This window comes from Acidaminobacter sp. (assembly GCF_030247605.1).
In the GTDB taxonomy this organism is placed as follows: domain Bacteria; phylum Bacillota; class Clostridia; order Peptostreptococcales; family Acidaminobacteraceae; genus Acidaminobacter.
Genome location: NZ_JAOTSB010000003.1, coordinates 34,165 through 55,088, shown reverse-complemented (window position 1 = coordinate 55,088; position 20,924 = coordinate 34,165). Strand labels below are relative to the sequence as shown.

At 46.7% G+C, this 20,924-nt stretch carries 17 protein-coding genes and 1 riboswitch; of the genes, 2 read left to right on the top strand and 15 right to left on the bottom strand.

What is annotated here, in order from left to right:
• Window positions 1-58 precede the first annotated feature (58 nt).
• From OEL90_RS02175 to gcvT, 7 genes are all read right to left on the bottom strand, one after another.
• Entirely contained in the window at window positions 59-655 is a 597-nt protein-coding gene (locus OEL90_RS02175) for an HD-GYP domain-containing protein (protein WP_291404660.1), read from the bottom strand.
• 379 nt (window positions 656-1,034) lie between these two features.
• On the bottom strand, window positions 1,035-4,469 hold the full coding sequence (locus OEL90_RS02170) for a pyruvate carboxylase (protein ID WP_300686971.1): 3,435 nt from the start codon (window positions 4,467-4,469) through the stop codon (window positions 1,035-1,037).
• A gap of 246 nt (window positions 4,470-4,715) precedes the next feature.
• A complete protein-coding gene (locus tag OEL90_RS02165; RefSeq protein ID WP_291404658.1) occupies window positions 4,716-5,567 on the bottom strand; it encodes a bifunctional 5,10-methylenetetrahydrofolate dehydrogenase/5,10-methenyltetrahydrofolate cyclohydrolase in 852 nt (283 codons plus the stop codon).
• 156 nt (window positions 5,568-5,723) lie between these two features.
• Entirely contained in the window at window positions 5,724-7,190 is a 1,467-nt protein-coding gene (gene gcvPB / locus OEL90_RS02160; protein ID WP_291404667.1) for an aminomethyl-transferring glycine dehydrogenase subunit GcvPB, read from the bottom strand.
• A gap of 3 nt (window positions 7,191-7,193) precedes the next feature.
• Window positions 7,194-8,534 (bottom strand): aminomethyl-transferring glycine dehydrogenase subunit GcvPA, encoded by a 1,341-nt coding sequence (gcvPA, locus tag OEL90_RS02155; protein ID WP_291404657.1) that lies wholly within the window; start codon window positions 8,532-8,534, stop codon window positions 7,194-7,196.
• A 158-nt stretch (window positions 8,535-8,692) separates the two neighbouring features.
• Window positions 8,693-9,070 carry a glycine cleavage system protein GcvH gene (gene gcvH, locus OEL90_RS02150; RefSeq protein WP_291404656.1) on the bottom strand — a complete coding sequence of 126 codons (378 nt, stop codon included), beginning with the start codon at window positions 9,068-9,070 and terminating at the stop codon, window positions 8,693-8,695.
• A gap of 28 nt (window positions 9,071-9,098) precedes the next feature.
• On the bottom strand, window positions 9,099-10,202 hold the full coding sequence (gcvT, locus tag OEL90_RS02145; protein ID WP_291404655.1) for a glycine cleavage system aminomethyltransferase GcvT: 1,104 nt from the start codon (window positions 10,200-10,202) through the stop codon (window positions 9,099-9,101).
• Between the two features lie 204 nt (window positions 10,203-10,406).
• A riboswitch (glycine riboswitch) is annotated at window positions 10,407-10,523 on the bottom strand.
• 265 nt (window positions 10,524-10,788) lie between these two features.
• On the opposite strand from gcvT, the gene OEL90_RS02140 reads away from it, so the two are divergent.
• Window positions 10,789-11,781, top strand: coding sequence for a lipoate--protein ligase (locus OEL90_RS02140; RefSeq protein ID WP_291404654.1), 993 nt, complete (start codon window positions 10,789-10,791; stop codon window positions 11,779-11,781).
• A 55-nt stretch (window positions 11,782-11,836) separates the two neighbouring features.
• Here the strand turns inward: OEL90_RS02140 and OEL90_RS02135 are convergent, their stop codons facing one another.
• From OEL90_RS02135 to OEL90_RS02105, 7 genes are all read right to left on the bottom strand, one after another.
• On the bottom strand, window positions 11,837-12,286 hold the full coding sequence (locus OEL90_RS02135) for an RDD family protein (protein WP_291404653.1): 450 nt from the start codon (window positions 12,284-12,286) through the stop codon (window positions 11,837-11,839).
• Between the two features lie 133 nt (window positions 12,287-12,419).
• Window positions 12,420-13,811, bottom strand: coding sequence for a sensor histidine kinase (locus OEL90_RS02130; protein ID WP_291404652.1), 1,392 nt, complete (start codon window positions 13,809-13,811; stop codon window positions 12,420-12,422).
• 3 nt (window positions 13,812-13,814) lie between these two features.
• Window positions 13,815-14,504: a response regulator transcription factor gene (locus OEL90_RS02125; RefSeq protein ID WP_291404651.1), complete on the bottom strand. Its 690-nt coding sequence runs from the start codon at window positions 14,502-14,504 to the stop codon at window positions 13,815-13,817.
• A gap of 47 nt (window positions 14,505-14,551) precedes the next feature.
• Window positions 14,552-15,907: a hypothetical protein gene (locus OEL90_RS02120; protein ID WP_300686960.1), complete on the bottom strand. Its 1,356-nt coding sequence runs from the start codon at window positions 15,905-15,907 to the stop codon at window positions 14,552-14,554.
• A gap of 155 nt (window positions 15,908-16,062) precedes the next feature.
• Window positions 16,063-16,602 (bottom strand): helix-turn-helix domain-containing protein, encoded by a 540-nt coding sequence (locus tag OEL90_RS02115; RefSeq protein ID WP_291401875.1) that lies wholly within the window; start codon window positions 16,600-16,602, stop codon window positions 16,063-16,065.
• 49 nt (window positions 16,603-16,651) lie between these two features.
• On the bottom strand, window positions 16,652-17,743 hold the full coding sequence (locus OEL90_RS02110) for an MGDG synthase family glycosyltransferase (RefSeq protein WP_291401874.1): 1,092 nt from the start codon (window positions 17,741-17,743) through the stop codon (window positions 16,652-16,654).
• A gap of 14 nt (window positions 17,744-17,757) precedes the next feature.
• On the bottom strand, window positions 17,758-18,882 hold the full coding sequence (locus OEL90_RS02105) for an MGDG synthase family glycosyltransferase (RefSeq protein ID WP_291401872.1): 1,125 nt from the start codon (window positions 18,880-18,882) through the stop codon (window positions 17,758-17,760).
• A gap of 330 nt (window positions 18,883-19,212) precedes the next feature.
• Between OEL90_RS02105 and OEL90_RS02100 the strand changes: the two genes are divergently transcribed.
• A complete protein-coding gene (locus tag OEL90_RS02100) occupies window positions 19,213-19,608 on the top strand; it encodes a DUF2177 family protein (protein ID WP_291401870.1) in 396 nt (131 codons plus the stop codon).
• 81 nt (window positions 19,609-19,689) lie between these two features.
• Here OEL90_RS02100 and OEL90_RS02095 read toward each other — a convergent pair whose 3' ends face one another.
• On the bottom strand, window positions 19,690-20,877 hold the full coding sequence (locus tag OEL90_RS02095; RefSeq protein WP_291401868.1) for a glycine C-acetyltransferase: 1,188 nt from the start codon (window positions 20,875-20,877) through the stop codon (window positions 19,690-19,692).
• Between the last annotated feature and the right edge of the window lie 47 nt (window positions 20,878-20,924).

The following is a 20,924-nucleotide window of genomic DNA, read 5'->3' as shown; positions in this document are numbered from 1 at the left end:
TTTTAGTCTATTATATCACGGGTTCGACCTTTGAATTCACCTGATTTTACGAACCGCCTCAAACCCTGCCGTGCAAACGAAGAAAAGCCTGAATCACTTCAGGATCGTATAAGATACCACTCATTTCAGCGAAGTGGTGAAGGACCTGGTCCAGGGGCCAAGGTTTTTTGTAGACGCGGTCAGAGATCAGCGCGTCGTAGACATCTGCCACTGCGACGATTCGACCGTATAAATGGATTTGGGGCCCTTTCAGACCTTCCGGATAACCTGAGCCATTCCAGCGCTCATGATGCTGTTTGGCAATCTCAGCACCGGCCAGGTAAATTGGAGAAATGGATACCATAAGATAGGACCAGCCTCTTGCCGCATGGGTCTCCATAATTTTTCTCTCATCCGGCGTCAGGGGCCCCGGTTTATTCAGCAGTGCATCCGGCACTTCATGCTTTCCGACATCGTGATAGACGGCGGCTTTTTTTATCAATTGAACTTCTCCGTCCGTAAGTCCCATAGCGCCTGCAATTTCTGCGGAACAAGCTGACACTCGGGCTATATGTTCCTGAGTTTCTTTTGAGTAGAGAACGGCATCCAGCCGCTTGCTGACAACACCTTCCATGAGTTCCGCCTCGCAGCCGCTGACTTGGGCTTCCCGGACCATGGCAGACAAGTCTTTAAAGCAGTATGGGTTGACTTCGTTTACAGACAGAGATACCACTCCATTTCAAAAGATGAGACTTCAATACAGATTAAAGAATGACTACCAGGATTGACTACCAAGATTGACTACTATAAGGGTACTCGAACTTACATATTTTGTCAATATAAGGAATCTCATCCTATGTCAGATCCTTTGACGCCTTTGACTTAACCACCCCTCCTTAATTATCCCTTGCAGTTATGATAATGTTGGCCGTCATCGCGACTGGCCTCATTTTCCCTGACCTAACGCCTTCTTGCCAGCTAACCGGAACAGCCGCGACTGGCCGCATGAAAAAACGGGGAATTGGCTGTCACACCAATTCCCCGCTCTCTAAGTTCTAATGTCCGACAAGTTCAATTAAAAGCTCGCCTGATTTAACGCTTTGCGCCAGACTGACATTGATTTTCGCGACCTTGCCATCTACGGGCGACGTCACCGAAGTCTCCATCTTCATAGCCTCGACGACCGCGACGGTTTGACCAACCTTGACCGTTTCCCCTTCCTTCACTAGAAGCTTGGTGACGGTTCCGGGGATAGAGGACCCTATTTCGAAGGGATTGGAGGGATCCGCCATTGCGGAATATGACTCTGTCACAGTCATTTTACTCGTCTTGTCCTTAATTTCGATCTCTCTTCGATTACCATTGATCTCGAAATCTATTGTTCTATTTCCTTTTTCATCCAGCTTTCCAATTTCAATGAGCTTGATGACCATAGTCTTGCCGACTTCGAGCTCAACCTCACAGGTTTCACCCTCAGCGAGACCGTGGAAGAAGACATCGCTGCCCATCCTGCTGAAATCGCCGTTTTTAGCGACCCAATCAAGATAGTCTTCAAAGACTTTTGGATACAGCGCGTAGCTGATGATTTCCGCCTCGGAGAATTCACGCTTGTACTTAGTCTCAAGCATAGCCTTGATGCCGTCTAGATCTTCCGGCTCAAGCAATTCTCCCGGTCTGCAGGTGATAGGCTCAATGTCTTTTAACACCAGCTTTTGAAGCTTTTCAGGGAACCCGCCCTGTGGCTGTCCCATCATGCCCTGGAAGTACGCGACAACTGAATCCGGAAATGCCATATCTTTAGCTTTGTCGTAGATGTTTACTTCCGTAAGCTCATTCTGAATCATGAAGATCGCCATGTCCCCAACCGCTTTAGAAGAAGGGGTAACCTTGACAATGTCTCCAAACATATCATTGACTGTTCGGAACATTTCCTTGACTTCAGTGAAGCGGTGGCCAAGACCAAAGCTTTCCACCTGAGGCTTCAGGTTGGAATACTGGCCGCCCGGAATTTCATAGCGGTAAATCTCAGTACTGGCCGCTTTGAGATCCGACTCAAACTGTGAATAAACCGGTCTGACGGAAGCCCAATAATCGCTGAGCAGCTGGATGGATTTCAAACTGATGCCTGTGTCCCGCTCAGTGTTTTCCAGTGCCGCGACAATGGAGTTCAGCGCCGGCTGACTGGTGACCCCTGACATGCTGTTAAAGGCGGTATCGACTATATCCGCGCCGGCCTCTGCTGCCATGAGCATGGACGCGACGCCGTTGCCCGTCGTATCATGGGTGTGTACGTGAATTGGGATGGAGATTTCATCCTTGAGAGCTTTGACCAGCTTGAAGGACGCGTACGGCTTGAGAAGCGCCGACATGTCCTTGATGGCAAGAATGTGGGCGCCCATGCGCTCCAGCTCTTTGGCCATATCGACGTAATATTTGAGGGAATACTTGTCTCTGGATGTGTCGAGGATATCTCCGGTGTAGCAGATTGTGGCCTCTGCGATTTTCCCGGTTTTTATGACTTCGTCAATGGCGACTTCCATGCCCTTGATCCAGTTCAGGGAATCAAAGATTCTAAAGACGTCAATGCCTTTGGCTGCCGATACTTGGATCAGCTCACGAATCACGTTGTCCGGATAGTTTTTATAGCCAACGCCGTTAGCGCCGCGCAGAAGCATTTGGAACAGGATGTTCGGGATGCGCTCACGCAGTATCTCAAGGCGCTCCCATGGCGATTCTTTCAGGAACCGGTAGGCGACGTCAAAGGTTGCGCCACCCCACATTTCGAGCGAGAAAAGATCTTCCGCAAGGTGTGAGGTCGCCTTGGCAATACGGGTCATATCGCGAGTCCGGACACGCGTCGCCATAAGTGATTGATGGGCATCCCGCATGGTGGTGTCTGTGAGAAGGAGCTTCTTCTGGTCGTGGATCCAGTTCACAAGACCATCGGCCCCACGCTCGTTGAGAATTTGCTTTGTGCCATAAAGGACTCTCTTTTCGAACTTCGGCACCAACGGAACGTCATACTCTCGCTTGAAGCCCTTGGTCTCATTGACGACTTTCTCGCCAATATAATTGAGGACTCTGAGCTCTATATCCTTCTTAGCGTGAATGTCAAAGAGCTCTTTGTTCTTGAGGATGAAGTTGGTGTCACAAGCACCCCGCTTGAAGGTCTCATGATTAAGCACGTTGATCAGGAAGGCAGCGTTTGTTTTCACACCGCGGATCGTAATCTCCCGGATCGAACGGATCTGCTTGCGAATCGCGTCATCAAAAGTTCTGCCCCAAGTCGTAGACTTGACGAGGAGACTGTCATAATACGGGCTGATGATTGCGCCGGTGAAGCCGCTGCCGCCGTCAAGGCGGACGCCAAAGCCGCCGCCGGTTCTGTAGACGTCCATTTTACCTGTGTCAGGCGCAAAGTTGTGGGCTGGGTCTTCTGTCGTGATCCGGCACTGAATGGAATAGCCGCGAATCTGAACGGCATCCTGGTTAGGAAGATTGATTTCAACTGAACCAAGCGGGTATCCTTCCGCAATCATGATCTGTGCCTGGACAATATCGACACCGGTAACCATCTCAGTGACCGTATGCTCAACCTGAATTCTTGGGTTCATTTCAATGAAGTAATGCTTGCCTTCCTGGTCTACCAGGAACTCACAGGTCCCGGCATTTTTGTAAGCGACAGAAGCGGCGATCTTAATAGCGTCCTGACAGATTTCGAGGCGCTTCTCTTGCGGCAGGGAGAACGCCGGCGTATACTCAATCAGTTTTTGATGCCGACGCTGGATGGAGCAGTCGCGTTCAAAGAGGTGCACGATATTGCCGTAGGCATCTCCTAAAATCTGAACTTCAACGTGTTTTGGATCTTCCAGGTACTTCTCGATGAAGACATCCTCAACGCCAAAAGCCTTTCTGGCTTCATTCCGTGCAGAATGCAGCTCTTCAATAAGCTTGGACTCTTCCCTGACTATCCGCATACCTCTGCCGCCGCCGCCGGCTGCCGCTTTGAGCATAATAGGATAGCCCGCTTCATTTGCGAAATGAATGGCCTCTTCATCTGTGCGGATTGGCTTCTCACTTCCTGGAATGACAGGGACTCCGGCTGCTACCGCAACGTGCTTGGAGTTGATTTTATCGCCGACGCGGTGCATCATCTCCGGCGTTGGTCCAATAAAGGCAATGCCGGCTTCTGCACATTTCAGAGCAAACTCAGGATTTTCGGAGAGGAAACCATAGCCAGGGTGAATGGCGTCGACGCCTTTTTTCACTGCCAGCTTTATAATTTCATCAATGTCGAGGTAGGCTTCAATAGGGCCTTTATTTTTTCCAATCAGATAGGACTCATCTGCCTTGAGTCTGAACAAGGCATTTTTATCCTCGCTCGAGTAAATCGCCACTGTCCGGATGCCGAGTTCATTGCATGCTCTAAAGATCCGGATGGCTATTTCGCCACGGTTTGCAACGAGGACCCGCTTGAATTTCGTTATCATTTTGCTCACCTTTCCTATCATAATATTGTATATTAATTTATAAATATGTATATCGCTTTCAGATGTTCCTATCAATATATCAGCATAAAATAAAGTTTTCAACCCCATTTGCTTATTTTTATAAAATTTTTTTAGTTAATTTTTAAATAAAAAAAGGAGTGCGCGAAATCGCAGCGACAATTGTCCGCTAGGCACGCACACCCCTTGATTCATCTTTATACCCGTCTTGCACAGACCGCTTCGGGCTTAGAATTGAAGTCCATTTTGTTTATGGGCCGCTTTGACCGCGTTGTGCATGAGCATCGCGATTGTGGTTGTGCCTACCCCGCCGGGAACCGGCGTGATCATGGACACTTTATCCTTAACATCCTCAAAGTCAACGTCCCCTACGATCTTGCCATCTTCGCTGTGAATTCCGACGTCAATGACAATAGCGCCTTCGCCCACCATATCGCGCTTCACAAACTTCTTCACACCTATGGCCGCGATCAGCACATCCGCTTTGGACGTCACTTCCGCCAGGTTTTTCGTCTTCGAGTGGCAAATTGTCACCGTTGCATTCTTTCTGAGCATCAGCATGGCTGCCGGCTTGCCGACAATGTTGCTGCGTCCCAGAACAACGACATTCTTGCCGGTAAAGTCGAGTTCTTCAATTTCCGTCATCTTATAGATGCCATATGGCGTGCACGGCACAAAGCCATCCTCACCAATAGACAAATTGCCGACGTTCATAGGGTGAAAGCCGTCGACGTCTTTAAGCGGATCAATGGTTTCTATGACACGTTTTTCATCAATGCCTTTCGGCAGCGGCATTTGGACTATCAGACCGTGAACAGACTTATCCGCGTTGATCTCCCGAATCTTATCCAAAAGCTCGGACTCGGTAATCGTCGCCGGAAGTGCTACCACTTCGGAAGCGACGCCATATTTTTGAGAAGATCTTGCGATCATGCCTACATAGGCCATAGCTGCGTCGTCTTCACCTATGATGATGACGTCCAATTTGGGTTCAATGGCTTTGCTTTTAAGAAACTCGACTTTTTCGAGGATTTGCTTTTTAACCGCTTCAGCAGTTTTTTTACCTTCCAATAAGCGCATTTCCGAATGACCTCCCGTCGTGTGCGCCCGAAGTCAGCCAATAGAGCGCTGAACTTTAGCACACCCTGTTCTAACTAAAGATAGAAAGAAAGCAAAACAGAGCAGTCTTACAGCACCGTCTCTGTTTTGCTTATAGGTTGCTTTCCGAAGCGCTTGTTAACCCTTGAGAGAATCCTTGTAAGTGAGGATCAGGTCACGGGCTGCTTTCGCTTCATTGATTCTTCTGACCGGTGTACCATGCGGCGCATCCTTGAGAAGTTCAGGTGACTCAATAGCTTCATGAGCAATCTTGATCATAGCGTCGCAGAACTCGTCGAGAGTTTCCTTGCTCTCTGTCTCTGTTGGCTCGACCATGATCGCTTCGTGAACGATCAATGGGAAGTAGATGGTTGGCGGATGGTAGCCATAGTCAAGCAAACGCTTGGCAACGTCCAGCGTGCTGACCACCATACCGTTTTCCTTGACGCCCGCAAGGACAAACTCATGCTTGCAAAGTCGGTCCATAGGAAGGTCAAAGTCCTTCTTCAGGCGGTGCATCATATAGTTGGCGTTCAGGACAGCTGTTTCACTGACTTCCTTAATACCTTCACGACCCATAGTCTTGATATAAGTATAGGCGCGAAGGAGGATGCCATAGTTGCCGTAGAAGCCTTTAATTTTGCCGATGGAAAGCGGACGGTCATAGTCCATGAAATACTTGCCGTCTTTTAAGCTGACAACCGGTTTTGGAAGGAATGGCTCGAGGAATTTCTTGACGCCTACAGGACCCGCGCCTGGACCACCGCCGCCATGAGGCGTGGAGAATGTCTTATGCAGGTTGTAGTGCATGACGTCAAAGCCCATGTCGCCAGGTCGTGTCTTACCCATGATGGCATTCATATTGGCGCCGTCATAGTAGAGGAGCCCGCCGGCTTCATGAACAAGTTCCGCGATTTCCTTGATGCTCTTTTCAAACAAGCCGAGGGTGCTAGGGTTAGTCAGCATGAAGCCGGCAACCTCGTCACTCAAAGCCGCTTTTAAAGCTTCCACGTTGACAGAACCATCTGCTTCGGACTCGATCTCAACGATATCAAAGCCCGCTACTGCAGCAGTCGCAGGGTTTGTGCCGTGAGCGGAGTCAGGAACAATGATCTTGGTTCTCTTAAAGTCATTGTTGTGCTGATGATAAGCCTTGATCAGGAACAGGCCAAGGAGCTCGCCGTGAGCGCCGGCAGCAGGCTGAAGCGTAACGCTGTCCATGCCTGCAATTTCAGCCAGCATGTCAGAAAGCTCATGCATCATGCGCAGAGTGCCCTGAAGCGTAGAATCCGGCTGATATGGGTGAAGTCTTGACATACCAGGCACAGAAGCTGCATCTTCATTGATCTTAGGATTATATTTCATAGTACAGGAGCCAAGCGGATAGAAACCTGTGTCTACGCCATAGTTCTTGTTGGAAAGACCGGTGTAATGTCTTACGACATCCACTTCGCACAGCTCAGGAAGCTGAGCGTCTTCTTTTCTGAGGAGCTCAGGCGCGATTGCAGATGACAGTTCCACAGATGGAACACCAGTTGCCGGGAGCGAGTATGCCTTACGGCCTTCTTTGGAAATTTCGAAAAGCAGTTTTTCATATACTCTCATCATCTACATCACCTCCAGCATTGAGCAAAGTCGATCGATTTCCGCCTTGCTCCGCTTTTCGGTCACGCAGAAGAGATGGCCGCCCTCAATACCATAGTCCTCAGCTAAAGAGAATCCGCCAAGGAAGCCATTATCGATCAGATATTGGTCAATTTTCTCAAAAGGAACATCACTGACTAAGGCAAACTCTTTAAAGAAGCTTCTGCCTTCGAAAGCAGGCTTGAATTTGCCGGTCGCGATCAGCTTGTCATAAGCGTACTGCGCTTTGTCAAAGCACTGCTTTGCAACTTCCTTCAAGCCCTCTTTGCCCATAGTTGCCATGTAAATGGAACCCATGAGAACGTTGAGTCCTTGGTTGGAGCAGATGTTGGAAGTCGCTTTGAATCTGCGGATATGCTGTTCGCGGGCTTGAAGCGTCAAAACGAAGGCACGCTTGCCGTCCACGTCTTCAGATTGGCCTACGATTCTGCCCGGAATTTTTCGAACGTGCTCTGAGCGCGTTGCGAGGAAACCGAGGTAAGGACCGCCAAAGTTGATAACGTTGCCGAGACCTTGACCCTCACCAATAACGATATCTGCGCCATAGTTGCCCGGCGTTTCAAGGACTGCAAGTGAAATTGGATCTACATAGGCAATGTAGACTGACTTTGTTTCTTTTGCTACTGCACCAAGGGCGTGCATATCTTCTACCACACCCAGGAAGTTAGGGCTCTGGATGATGACGCCTGCGCAGTTTGGACACATAGCTGCTCTAAGTGTCTCAGGGTTGGTTTTGCCATTCTCAAGCTCAACTTCAACCATTTCGAAGTCTCTGAAGTGGAAGTAGGTCTTCATGACACTTCTCGCTTCCGGATTCAAGCCCTTTGAAACGACGATTTTCTTTTTGCGCTTGATAGTTGCTGCCATAATAGCCGCTTCGACTGCTGCCGTAGGGCCGTCATACATGGAAGCATTTGAAGCGTCCATACCTGTGAGTTCACACAGCATGGACTGGTACTCAAAGATAACCTGAAGTGTGCCTTGGCTGATCTCAGGCTGATATGGCGTGTAAGCTGTAAAAAATTCCGAACGGCCAGCTAAATGCTTGATCGTTGTAGGAATGTAATGATCATATGCGCCCGCGCCACGGAAGCAAACGAGCTGATCAATCGATTTGTTCAGGCAGGATAACTGCTGAAGCTTATCCATCATTTCTATTTCAGAATACCCTGGTTCGAGGTTCAGTTCACCAGTGAAGCGCAGGTTTTCCGGAATATCGAAAAACAGCGATTCAATGGACGGCGCACCGATCACCTTGAGCATGTCCTGGCGATCCTGCTCCGTGTTGGCAATGAATTTATGCATGTCCAACCTCCTATAATTAAGTTCACAATTCTAGTGACAGGCCTGATGCTTCTCTAAGAAGCGTGCGTCTTTGGCGTTAGACAAGCGGACACGAATCCCGAAGAATTCGTGTCGCTTTTTACTCGCTCAAACAACGCGGCTTAATACGTTATCAACGATTATTCAGCGATAAACGCTTCGTAAGCCTCAGCTGTCATCAAGCCTTCAAGCTCAGACGCGTCGCTGAGTTCAAGTTCGAAAATCCAGCTCTCATATGGATCAGAGTTGATGGCTTCCGGTCCGTCAGCGAGCTCTTCGTTGACAGCAGTAACAACGCCGGAAACAGGGGAATAAGAATCAGAAGCCGCTTTAACGGATTCGATGACGCCGAAAACATCACCTGCGCTGAGTTCTGCACCTACTTCTGGCAGTTCGAGGTAAACAATGTCGCCCAATTGGTGTGCCGCATGATCAGAAACGCCAACTTTAGCCTTGCCGCCTTCTACTTTTACCCACTCGTGATCTTCAGAATAGTACAGTCCTTTTACAACATTCATCAAAAATCCCTCCGTCTAATTATGTTTTTTATTTTTTATATTGTTTAGTGTAGAAACGCTTGCTTACAACTTTTGCTTTAGCAGCTTTTCCGCGGATGAGGACATCCACTTCAGTGCCCATCTCTGAGTACTTCGCGTCGATCAAAGCATTTGCTATGGTTCTTCCAAGGGTTGGGGAAGTATAGCCTGTTGCGATATGTCCAATGACTTCGCCATTGACAGCGACTTCATAGCCGTGGCGCGGAACGCCTCTGTCAACCATTTCAAGCCCTACAGTTTTGCGCGCTAATCCTTCAGCCTTCTGCTTGACGAGAACATCACTGCCAATGAAAGGCGAGTCCAGCTTGACAAAGAACCCCAAGCCTGCCTCAAGCGGGCTGATGTTGTCGTCAAATTCATTGCCATAGAGCGGAAGTCCAGCTTCAAAGCGGAGTGTGTCGCGGCAGCCGAGACCAGCTGGCTTAACGCCAAGATCCTGACCTTCTTTGAGAAGCGCTTCCCAGACAACCGGAGCAGCTTCATGGCTCAGATAGACTTCGAAACCATCTTCGCCCGTGTAACCGGTACGAGATACAATAGTGTCAAGACCACAGACTTTAACGCCGTCTTTAAAGTAGAAAAATGCAATTTCGTCGAGATTGGTGTCTGTCAAACGCTGAAGAAGCGCCTGAGCATTTGGACCTTGAACAGCAATTTCACTCATGCCGTCTGACAAGTTGACAAGCTCTACGTCAAAACCCGCAGCCTGCTTCTGCATCCAGGCAAAGTCTTTGTCGACGTTGGAAGCGTTGATGACGAGGAAATAATGGTCTTCTGAATATTTGTAGTTCAGAAGATCATCCACAACACCGCCATTTTCGTTGCACATCATGGCATAAGCGATCTGATTAGGGTTGAGCAGCGAGACATCATTGGTGACCAGGTTGTTGACGAACTTCTCAGCGTCCTTTCCTTTGACGGAAACTTCGCCCATGTGAGATACATCAAAAAGACCGACTTTGTTTCTGACCGCTTCGTGCTCCACTACGAGGCCTTCATACTGTATTGGCATCTCCCAGCCGGCAAATTCGACGATCTTCCCGCCCGCTTTAAGATGTGATTCATACAGCGAGGTTCTCTTGAGCTCTGACATTGTTACATCCCTCCCATTAATCGTGGACTGACTAATTTGTACCCAATTTAAGTAAGACTAACACAATAACCTGCCGCATTTTTTTGTGAAGAAAATGACAATAAAAAAGAACGCAACGACAGGGTTTGCCCGTGTTGCGTTCTCTGTTGATTTGCCTGAGAGCTTTACTCCTTCGGCGCCGCTTTTTGCGGCTTTTCAGAGACCTATCCTGAAGCCTTCCTTTTGCCTGAGAGTTTTTGACATCATCTGGCGGACGATCCCATTTCTCCTTCGGCTACCCCGTCAGCAAAACACTGCGGAATGATCTCAGACTTCAATCATCTAGAAAATATTTAACTAATACTGAATTCATAATCTATAAAGACTATACATCATCCTAAGACTTTGGACAACTGTTATTTTACTTATCATTCAATTCTGTCAATTTTCTACAAATTAATGCGATATTTGCGTGATTTCCGACCGACAGATTCACACCCTCCCAGATTCAAACTCGTCATAATTTGCCAAATTGTCTCGTCTTGACGACATGTCAAATAACGGCTATTATGATCTCATTCACGGAAGTGGAAAGGAGACTCAAAGTATGTTAATCTTTATCAACCCCTTCACCGATCCGCATTTTAATCTAGCAGCTGAAGAATACATTATGAACGGATTCCGAGAGGACTGCTTCATGCTATGGCGCAACGGGCCTTCCATCATAGTTGGCAAGAACCAGAATACTATGGCGGAAATCAATGTAGATTATGTACAGGAAAACCAGATCCCTGTCGTGCGACGACTTTCAGGCGGCGGCGCCGTCTTCCATGACTTTGGCAATCTCAATTTTACTTTTATTAAAACTGATTCCGGAAAAAGTTTCAGTGATTTTAGAGGCTTTACCGAACCTATCCTCGAAGTCCTCCAGTCCCTGGGCGTCAATGCCGAGTTTTCAGGACGCAATGATTTGACTATTGAGGGCAAGAAATTCTCAGGCAACGCTCAGTACAAGTACCATGACCGAACCCTCCACCACGGCACACTCTTATTCACCTCCGAAATAGCTGACCTCTCGAAAGCGCTGAAGCCGCGAGCCAGCAAGTTTGAAGGCAAGAGCATCCAGTCCGTTGTCAGCCGCGTCACCAACATCCAGGAACATCTCAAGCACTTGGATCCGCCTATGGATCTGGACAAATTTCAAGACCTGATTCAGTCCCATGTCATGCAGCGCTTTGGCGCCGAGGCAATCCACCCCTGGAGCGCACAGGATATTTCTGCCATTGAGAAATTAGTGGAAGAAAAGTATGGCACATGGCCATGGAATTTTGGCAAATCACCAAATTACAGCTTTCAAAAAGAGAAAAAGTTTGCCGGCGGCTTGGTGGAACTCCATCTTGATGTCCAGCGCGGCATCATTCAGCACGCCCGAATTTTCGGAGATTTTTTCAGTCGTCTTGATATAGTGGATATCGAGAATGCCCTGACCGGACAGCCTCATGATTTAACCGCCCTTAGAAAAATCTATGAGCAGTTCGCCATTGGAGAAGACTACTTCACCAACATCACGGTGGAGGATCTGCTGGAAATCTCACTTTAGAAAAAAACAAATCCGCTTCGCAAGACCGAAATCAGTCTGTCGCGAGGCGGATTTTTTATCCCCTAACAAAAAATTCGTCATCATCCGGGCTTCGACGAGCCACGCGCTTGATTTGAACCATTTCCACCACCTGAGAATGAAACAGCTTGTCGTGCCATCCAGCGGTTTCGTTGTCAATGATGATCCAAATAAATCCAATCATCAGGATCAGAGCAGAAGCAGCTTTGCCGATGGTTTCCCGAAGCAGCATCCTCACAAAAGTAAGATCCCTTCCAGTCCTGCGATCGATAATCTTCATATCCAGAATATACTTGCCCAGTGTCGTCGCTTTCGTCATTAAGTAGAAATTGAGCCCGGTCATCACCAATATACCGAGCCAAAAGCCCGAGATCCACAACGAACGGTCCATGATGCGGTCAAAGGCGTAGACAACGGAGCCCCAGGTCAATAGTTCCAGCAAAAACGCTTCAATTCGTCTTATTGGTCTTGCTGTTCGCGTTGTCATAAGGCTCCCCCCTTTCACCGGATGATAGCTCCATTATACAATAAATCCATGAAGAGAGTCTTTCAAATTGATTAACATTCAGGGCCGTATGCCGGGTTCGACCTCCACTCAAAGGCTTGAAAACCAGTAAATCTCACCGCCTTAGTCGTACCTTCACGGTCGTCCCTTTGCCAGGCGCGCTTTCCAGCGTCATCTTTCCGCCGTGAAGCTCTACGATTTCATCACAGATCGCAAGTCCCAAACCACTGCCTGATTTTTTACTCGCGCCCTTGTAGAATTTATCCTTGGCATGGCGAAGCTCCTCTTTATTCATCCCAATACCCTGATCAGAGATAGTAATGACGATTTCTTCCGAGAGTTCCTCAAGAGAGACTTCAACCCGCTTATCCGGTGGCGTAAATTTGATGGCATTATCCAGCAGATTGATGACTACTTGTCTCAAACGGTTGCTGTCGCCCTCAAGATAAACCTCATCTGACTTCAGTGAGAAGCTCAATTGAACGCCTTCTTTTTCCGCTCTCGGTTTATACATATCAATTATTTCTACGAGTTCCTGATCCAGTCTAAACACCTCAAGATAAAGTGTAAAGCGCCCGCTTTCGATCCTGGAAAAATCAAGCAGCTCCGTCACCATAGCCGACAGGCGGTCCGTCTCTCTCATGATGACGTTTAAACCACGCTCAACCTGTGACATGTCCTCAAACCCGCCTGTCAGAATCGTTTCTCCCCAACCTGTGATAGCAGTCAAAGGCGTTCGGATTTCATGTGAGATCGACGAGATGAATTCATTTTTCATAGCCTCGGATTTTTGAAGCTGATCAGCCATATAGTTTATAGTCTCGCACAGCTCTCCGATTTCATCTTTATAATGATAAGGGATCCGCTCTGACAAATCCCCTTCTGCCATTCTCTTTGAAACTCTGATAATGTTTCGAATAGGTGTCAGAATAGACCTGCTGAAACTCTCAGACGTAATAAGCATTAGAATCAGTATGACGACCACCGCAAAGAGAGAATAGACGCCAGCTCTGTAGATCATGGCATCCGCGTAAGTCAAAGACGAGACATATCGAATCGCTGCAATCGCGCTTCCTTCCTCTTCGCGAATTGTACCCGTAATCGCCATAAGGCGTTCGCCAGTATCGGGATTCCTACCAATCCACTTTGACGGCTCACCGTTCATGGCTTCCGCATAGTCCTCCGTTGTCACAGGACGATCCGGAATATACCCTGCAGATGAATAATGGATCACACCTTCAAGGTCAAGCACCTGAAGCTCCACAAGCTCACCTGATTCAAAATCTCTGACGATCAGCTGAGCGACTTCATCAAAAGAATATTGGTTTTGCTGCAGGTATTTTTCGTAAAATCCAGTCGTGACCGACAAATAGTTTTCGAGACCTCTATAGACATAATTGTAATAGAAACTGCGCACGGTCAGCAAAAATGCCAACAACACCACCAGTGCAACCCCCATGACAATTAAGAGATAGGTTCTGACCCAGCGCTTTTTGATTCCTTGCATGGATCACTCCGCCTTCTTCCATTTATATCCAAGTCCCCATACAGTCATGATAAATTCAGGATTAGAAGGATCCTCTTCCAGCTTCTGTCGCAGCCTTCTGATGTTGACGTCCACAATTTTGTAACTTCCAAAGAAATTTTCACCCCAGACGTGATCCAGGATGTATTCACGACTTAATGGCTTTCCTTCATTTTTCACCAAAGTGGCTACAATAGCAAATTCAAGCTGCGTTAAATCGATTTCGACATCATTCTTGTAAATCTGACGATTTTCGAAGTCTATGACAAACGGCTTTACGTTATAGCGTTCGCTATTGTCCTCTTTCAGCAATTTTACCCGCCTGAAAAGAGAGTCGACCCTTGCCACCAACTCTTTGGGGCTGAATGGCTTGACCATATAATCATCCGCACCGTTAAGCAGTCCCTGGATCTTGTCTGTCTCCATGGATTTTGCCGTCAGCATAATGATCCCCATATATTTATTGGTTTCCCTGATCCGTTTGCAAACTTCGAAACCATCCATGCCTGGCAGCATAACATCGAGAACGGCAATGTCAATTTTGACTTTCGAGACAATTTCAAGAGCTTCTTCACCTGTTCCCGCCTCAAATACCTGATAGCCGTATCTCTTTATATTTATGACAACAAATTCCCTAATATCCGGTTGATCTTCCAATACCAATATATTGCCCATATTGCGCCTCCTGTCTCCTTGTGATTGCACCTATTGAGGTGAATTATTTAATTCAAAACAGCAAAAGCGTCAGCAAGCTGCTGCTCCGTCATACCAAATTCAGTCATTGTCAAAGTATCGTGCGAGAATGTTTTCCCATAATAAAAGTGATCCATAGTTCTGGATAATTCAAAATACCCGAGTGATTTCATCTGGGCATCCACCTGTTCGGCGTCGGAACGCTTGATCACAATCACTTCGAGAATCTTAACGCGCTCAATGCCATCCTCCTGAACTTCAGCAAACGCAATCCCCTGATCATTGCGCGTCAACGTCACTGTATTGTCCCAGCTTTGAGGCAGCATAATCCTGAACCCCAGACTTTGATCATCATACGTCCTGAAAACGGGGACCATGTTGCCTTCACTGTCCCAGTGATTCCACAGGGTGATCCACGGCACGTCTCTCTTCGCAACGCGGTCGTAGCCCACAGGGCTGATTAGTGTTGGTATTTCAACCCATCCATCTCGGTCAACATCTTCAGTCAGCCTGAAATCAAATCGATAAGTCGGTGATTTATTTGACGCTCCGGAAGTGCCAAAACGGCGAATCAATTTTCCTTCTCTTTCGACAAGAACTTCAGAGAAGGAAGCGCCACCACTAAGGGATGCGTCAAGGACAATCCCATATCGTCCGTCTTCAACCAAACCTGAAATCATGCGTTCATATCTATTGGCATCATTAGCCAGGCTGACCTCGTCCTGTTTCTTCATACCATCCTGATCAAGGATATACAGACTGGCTTCAGCCATATTGTCCGGTCTTGACAGCAAAAAAGTCACGAGCTCATCTGTCCCATCCATGTCTAAATCTGCTATGTGAAAATTGGTGTAAACTTCCCTGAAAATCTCTTCAAATTGCTGTAACCCTTGATCAGCCTCTGTTGTTGGCAGATTTGACTTATAGACAGACAGTCCTTTGCTCAGCATGGAACCTCCAAGCCAACCCACGACAATTTCTTTTGTGCCGTCTCCGTCCAGATCCGGAAATCCAACCTGATCCACATCATAACCTATCCCCACAATGGTCGGCAAGATTCTCCATCCGTCTCCACTGCTGTTTTTCTGAAGTATGGCAACTTTCAGCGCGTTCTGCTCATTCTGATCTTTAAAAAATGCAACGGCTTCCTCTTGCTGATCATTGTTTAAATCGATGAATTGAATAGCCGCTCTCAGCACGCCTGATGACGGATTCATCAACTTCAAACCGCTTCCGTAAAACTCATCAAGCAAAGTCTTGACTTCTTCAAATTCGGTTGTTAATTTGGGCGGACGCATAATATCCGCATTCTGCACATCAAACATGCAGCCTTGAGCCAATAAAGCCGCCATGCTTATCAGAAAAAATAAAATTCCACGCTTCATGGACCTTGAACTCCTTTTGTTGTACTGTTGCTTCAGCTTTGCCGCAGGCCATTCTTATGACCCTATTGTATCATACACGACAGTTCTTCACATCGGGTTACAAAATGAAAAAAAGAGGTGAAGATCTACCTCTTTATAAAATGCTTTTGTCTTTGTTAAAAGTTTGGAGGCGCTGCCACCATCAAAATTTTTGCCGGCAGCTTGCCGGGATTCTTGATAGTATGTTCAAATTGAGTTTTATAATAGAAAGTCTCACCTTTTTTTGCCCTGTATTTTTTGCCGCCCACCACTACGGTCACAGCGCCCTGAATAACAAAACCAAACTCCTCGCCCTGGTGGGGCGCATCCTCAACAAAAGAGCCCCCGGGTTCAATTTCAAGCAAAATGGGTTCCATCATGTTCTTTTGAGCGTTAGGAACGATCCAGCTCAATAAGTACCCCAAGTCCTTGTCCTCTGTCTCAAAAAAGTCTGCCTGAGTGAAGACAATTTTTTCTTCTATGCTTTCGCTAAAAAACTCATTTAGATCTGTACCCAGGCATTCCAATATATCCACAAGACTCGCAATGGAAGGCGAGGTCATATCTCTCTCCAATTGTGAGATAAACCCTTTTGACAATTCACACCTATTTGCCAATTCCTCTTGAGTCAATTCATTCTTTAATCTTAGCGTCTTGATCTTTTCGCCAATCTGCACTTTTTTTCCTCCATTCAACTGCTCTTATAAAGCAATATTGGGGACAATGTCATAGCAATTCAAGGATATATTTCCCAATCATCTCCGAATCAAACTCTGCGCGAAGCTCTTCCAAATTCTTTTCAACCTGCTCGAGTCGTTCGTCATCAAAAATCATTCCGGCAATGACGGTTTCGAGGTCGTCCTCATCTTCAATCAATACACCCAAGCCATGTTCCTCAACAAATTTAAGATTTTCCTCTTCTTGACCCACTTTTGAACGCTTCAGCACAACTGGAACACCCTTGTTGATTGCTTCAAACAATGTTGCTCCGCCTGGTTTTGTCACTACCAAATCAGATGCCTCCATAATGCTCGCGATCTCGTTCGAAAATCCTACTACTTCGATATTTTTGAATGGACCATATCTGTTCAATTTCTTATATAATTCAGTATCATTCCCAGTCACAACAACAATTTTTGTGTTTTCCATTTTTTCAAAGTGCATCAGCATGGATTTGGTCAAAGTAATTTTCTTCATTGCGCCACCCATAATCAGAATCTGCCGTTGATCACGCATCTCTGAAGTGTGGCTTTCCTTCACGAGAAAATCCTGCCTGACCGGAATTCCGGTGACTCGAATTTTTTCTCTGTCAATTCCCTTTTCAACTAACCTGTTTTCAACTATCTTACACGGAACAAAATAGAGGTCTGTATTGTTGTGAATCCATTCCCAGCTGTCCACGACGTCAGTAATGGCGGTAATCAACGGGATCTGAATATCAAATTTATCCTTTGCACGAGATACGAACCCTGAGCCAAGGGGAAAAGTTGAAATTATAAGTTTAGGCTTAACCTCGAGCAAATAGTCGCCAAAGCGATCTAAATATCTGTCATAAATAATTTCATCCAGAAAGTTATTGGGGTGATCCCGCTTGATATTGTATAAGACATTGTAAAGACTCGGGCTGTTCCGTGTCAACCTATTATAAAAAGCAGTACCGAAGGGTTTGATCCTCGGCGCGAAAATATCCATAATATCTTTGGTCCACACCTGCAGACTGTCATCCTCTAACTTCAAGTGTTCACAAATCGCAGCCGCAACACTGTTGTGGCCCCAACCAAAGGATGCCGACAACACAAGAATATCGCACTCCGTCATAACGGCACTCACCTCTATGACATCCACTCATTTTTAATCAAAAGTTGATCTGCAAGATTAACAATTTTCTCAGTGGAATAATGTCTTGAAATATTATCCATACTCTCGATCATAGACAAATAAAGGGTTTTGTCTTTTCTTAAACGTTCCAGCTCCTCGCCAATTTGCTCTATATTATCTACATAAATTGCCGCACCGGTTTCAATCAAAAATTCTGTGTTCTCAAATTCCTGACCCGGAATAGCAAACGGTACAATCATAGGGATCCGTTTTGAGAGCGCCTCAGTGGTAGTCAGCCCGCCCGGTTTTGTGACAATAACATCACAAAAATCCATTAGCATGGACACTTCTCTTGTAAAGCCATAGACTTTCAATTTACCTGAAGCAATTGCAGACTGATAATTACTCTCAAGCATAGTTTTTAAAGTCTCATTTCTGCCGCAGATGACGAGCAGCTGATACCTGGCTTCGCTTTCTGTGAGAGATTGAACGACGCGCGCGATATCTTTTGAGCCCATGCTTCCGCCCATGACGAGAACCTTGAAATCCTCAATCAATTTCAAAAATTCAGGTGTTTTAGGCTGGTAGGTTTGAAACTCTTCCTTGACCGGAATGCCGTAAGGATGAATAATTTCCGCAGGTACACCCATTTCGATCAGCGAATCTTTGGTATACTCACTGCCTGTAATATAAGCATCTACTTCAGGAGAAAGATAGGCATAATGCGCTTTAAAATCCGTCACAACAGAAAAGAATTTTGCGTTGATCTTGCCTCTGGCTTTGAGATCCGAAATGATTCCCACCGCAAATGGGTGTGTGGCCACAATAATGGATGGATTCAACGACTTGACATTGTCATAGAGTCTGCGCTTGATAACAAACATGCTATATCTGAGAAAACGATGGTTAATGCTCTTTCGATTGAGCGCCCTATACATAAATCCATAAAGGGATGGCATCCTGTTGGCCAGGACCTTGTAACCATCTTCTACAACGACATTTAAGGCGCGGCTGGTTTCTTTAAACAAATCCATAGTCCTGGTTTCATAACCTGCCTCCCTGAATTTCAACTCCAGGGAACGCGCTGCCGCATTATGGCCTTCACCTGTCGAGGCTGTTAAAATTAAGACTTTCTTCATGGTATTTGCCTCCGCTTCAGACGTCAGTCTGATGTTGTTCCAAATTTACTGCGATAGTCTGTCAAATTAGGTCTCTCCACAAATTCTACTGAATAATAATTAAATCCAGGTACCTTCAGAATTAAATTTCAATTAAATATGAATATTGTATTCAAAAATAAATTTACAAGGCACTAAAATAATACCTGATTATCCATCTTATTTCAACCAGGTTGTCATTTCAAAGTGAGATCTCTCAGTCAGTGGATCTTCAGATCTGATCTCAGCGTGGTCTGCGAACCTTAAAAGTGGGTATATATTCAGCAAAATGAAGCAGGAGCGTGATGGACTTTGCCAATCAAAACTTATCTTACTGCACTCGTCGTCTTTTTCGCGATCGACTTGGTCTGGCTTGGCGTAATTGCTTCTAAGCTTTACCGCCATTATCTGGGCGCCCTTATGGCAGAAAAGGTCAATTGGCCGGCAGCGCTTATTTTTTACGGTGTTTTTATTAGCGGCCTGGTCTTTTTTGTCATTGAACCCGCCCTCGCAAAGGAAAGTTTGCGTTACGCCCTTGGCGCAGGTGCATTCTTTGGATTTCTGACCTATGCGACCTATGACTTGACCAACCTGGCCACACTTAAAGGCTGGCCGCTTCCCATAACACTGATAGATCTGGTATGGGGCAGTTTCCTCAGCGCCTCTGTCAGCGGGATCACCTACTGGATTCTAACAAAATTTCAGTAGATTGTCTGACTTTAACTGACTATGTAAAAGACGCTCAGAACCCTGTGATAGTGTTCTGAGCGTCTTTATTTCGCTGGGTGCCTAGAGAATATTGAGCTGCTTGCCTGCTTTTTCGAAGATCTCAACAGCGCGGTCGAGCTGCTCTTTTGTGTGTGCCGCTGTTACCATAACGCGCACGCGGCCTGTACCCTTTGGAACAGTTGGGAATACAATTGGCGAAACGTAAACGCCAAGGTCAAATAACGTCTTGGAGAACTGCATGGTTTTAGCTTCATCCCCAATCATGACAGGCGTGATTGGCGTCTGGCTGTGTCCAATGTCGTAGCCCAGCGATGCCATGCCTTTTTTGAAGTATTTGGCATTTTCCCAGAGTCGGTCTGTATACTCCGTGGAGGTCGACAACATATTAAGGGCTTCAAGAATGGCACCGACTGCTGCAGGAGGAAGCGAAGTCGAAAAGAGAAGCGGTCTGCCTCTATGGCTGAGCCAATCCCTCATGGTTTCACTGCCGGCGACATAACCACCTATGACGCCAATCGCTTTTGACAGCGTGCCAATAGTGAAATCGACGCGTCCGTGGAGTCCAAAGTGGTCGACGGTACCACGTCCGCTTTCGCCGAGAACACCCGAACCGTGGGCATCATCCACATAGGTCATGCACTCGTAACGCTCCGCGAGATTAACAATGTCCGGAAGCGGCGCTATATCCCCATCCATGCTGAACACGCCGTCAGTGATGATGAGACAGTTCTTATAAGAGCCGCGACGTTCTTTCAAAACCCGCTCCAAATCGTTCATGTCACTATGCTTGTAAACTGCTCTGCCCGCTTTGGACAGTCTGCTGCCATCAATTATAGACGCATGGTTCAACTCATCTGAAACGATCAGATCTCCGTCAGCGGTAATAGCTTGAATAGCACCTGCATTGCAGTTGAAGCCGGATTGGAAGCTCATGACAGCTTCTTCACGCTTGAACTCTGCCAGTTTTTTGTCCAGAGCCTCATGCAGATCCATGTTCCCAATGATTGTTCTAACTGCGCCTGAACCGACGCCATATTTTTCAATAGCTTGAATCGCTGCTGCCTTAAGGCGCGGGTGATTCGCAAAGCCCAGATAGTTGTTTGAGGAAAGATTGATGACCTGTTTGCCATTCAAAATAACTTCTGCTTCGTTCGGGCCTTCCAGTACAGGCAGCTTGCGATAAACGCCGTCCGCTTTTAACGCTTCCAGATTCTCTTTGAGATAATTCAATTCGTGTATGTTTGACATATGAATTCCCCTTTTCGTCAGTTTAACATCATCACCATTGTGACATT

Coding starts and splice junctions, on each gene's coding strand:
- OEL90_RS02175 (WP_291404660.1), bottom strand. CDS start 655: ATGGTCCGGGAAGCCCAAGTCAGCGGCTGCGAGGCGGAACTCATGGAA.
- OEL90_RS02170 (WP_300686971.1), bottom strand. CDS start 4,469: ATGATAACGAAATTCAAGCGGGTCCTCGTTGCAAACCGTGGCGAAATA.
- OEL90_RS02165 (WP_291404658.1), bottom strand. CDS start 5,567: ATGCGCTTATTGGAAGGTAAAAAAACTGCTGAAGCGGTTAAAAAGCAA.
- gcvPB (WP_291404667.1), bottom strand. CDS start 7,190: ATGAGAGTATATGAAAAACTGCTTTTCGAAATTTCCAAAGAAGGCCGT.
- gcvPA (WP_291404657.1), bottom strand. CDS start 8,534: ATGCATAAATTCATTGCCAACACGGAGCAGGATCGCCAGGACATGCTC.
- gcvH (WP_291404656.1), bottom strand. CDS start 9,070: ATGAATGTTGTAAAAGGACTGTACTATTCTGAAGATCACGAGTGGGTA.
- gcvT (WP_291404655.1), bottom strand. CDS start 10,202: ATGTCAGAGCTCAAGAGAACCTCGCTGTATGAATCACATCTTAAAGCG.
- OEL90_RS02140 (WP_291404654.1), top strand. CDS start 10,789: ATGTTAATCTTTATCAACCCCTTCACCGATCCGCATTTTAATCTAGCA.
- OEL90_RS02135 (WP_291404653.1), bottom strand. CDS start 12,286: ATGACAACGCGAACAGCAAGACCAATAAGACGAATTGAAGCGTTTTTG.
- OEL90_RS02130 (WP_291404652.1), bottom strand. CDS start 13,811: ATGCAAGGAATCAAAAAGCGCTGGGTCAGAACCTATCTCTTAATTGTC.
- OEL90_RS02125 (WP_291404651.1), bottom strand. CDS start 14,504: ATGGGCAATATATTGGTATTGGAAGATCAACCGGATATTAGGGAATTT.
- OEL90_RS02120 (WP_300686960.1), bottom strand. CDS start 15,907: ATGAAGCGTGGAATTTTATTTTTTCTGATAAGCATGGCGGCTTTATTG.
- OEL90_RS02110 (WP_291401874.1), bottom strand. CDS start 17,743: ATGACGGAGTGCGATATTCTTGTGTTGTCGGCATCCTTTGGTTGGGGC.
- OEL90_RS02105 (WP_291401872.1), bottom strand. CDS start 18,882: ATGAAGAAAGTCTTAATTTTAACAGCCTCGACAGGTGAAGGCCATAAT.
- OEL90_RS02095 (WP_291401868.1), bottom strand. CDS start 20,877: ATGTCAAACATACACGAATTGAATTATCTCAAAGAGAATCTGGAAGCG.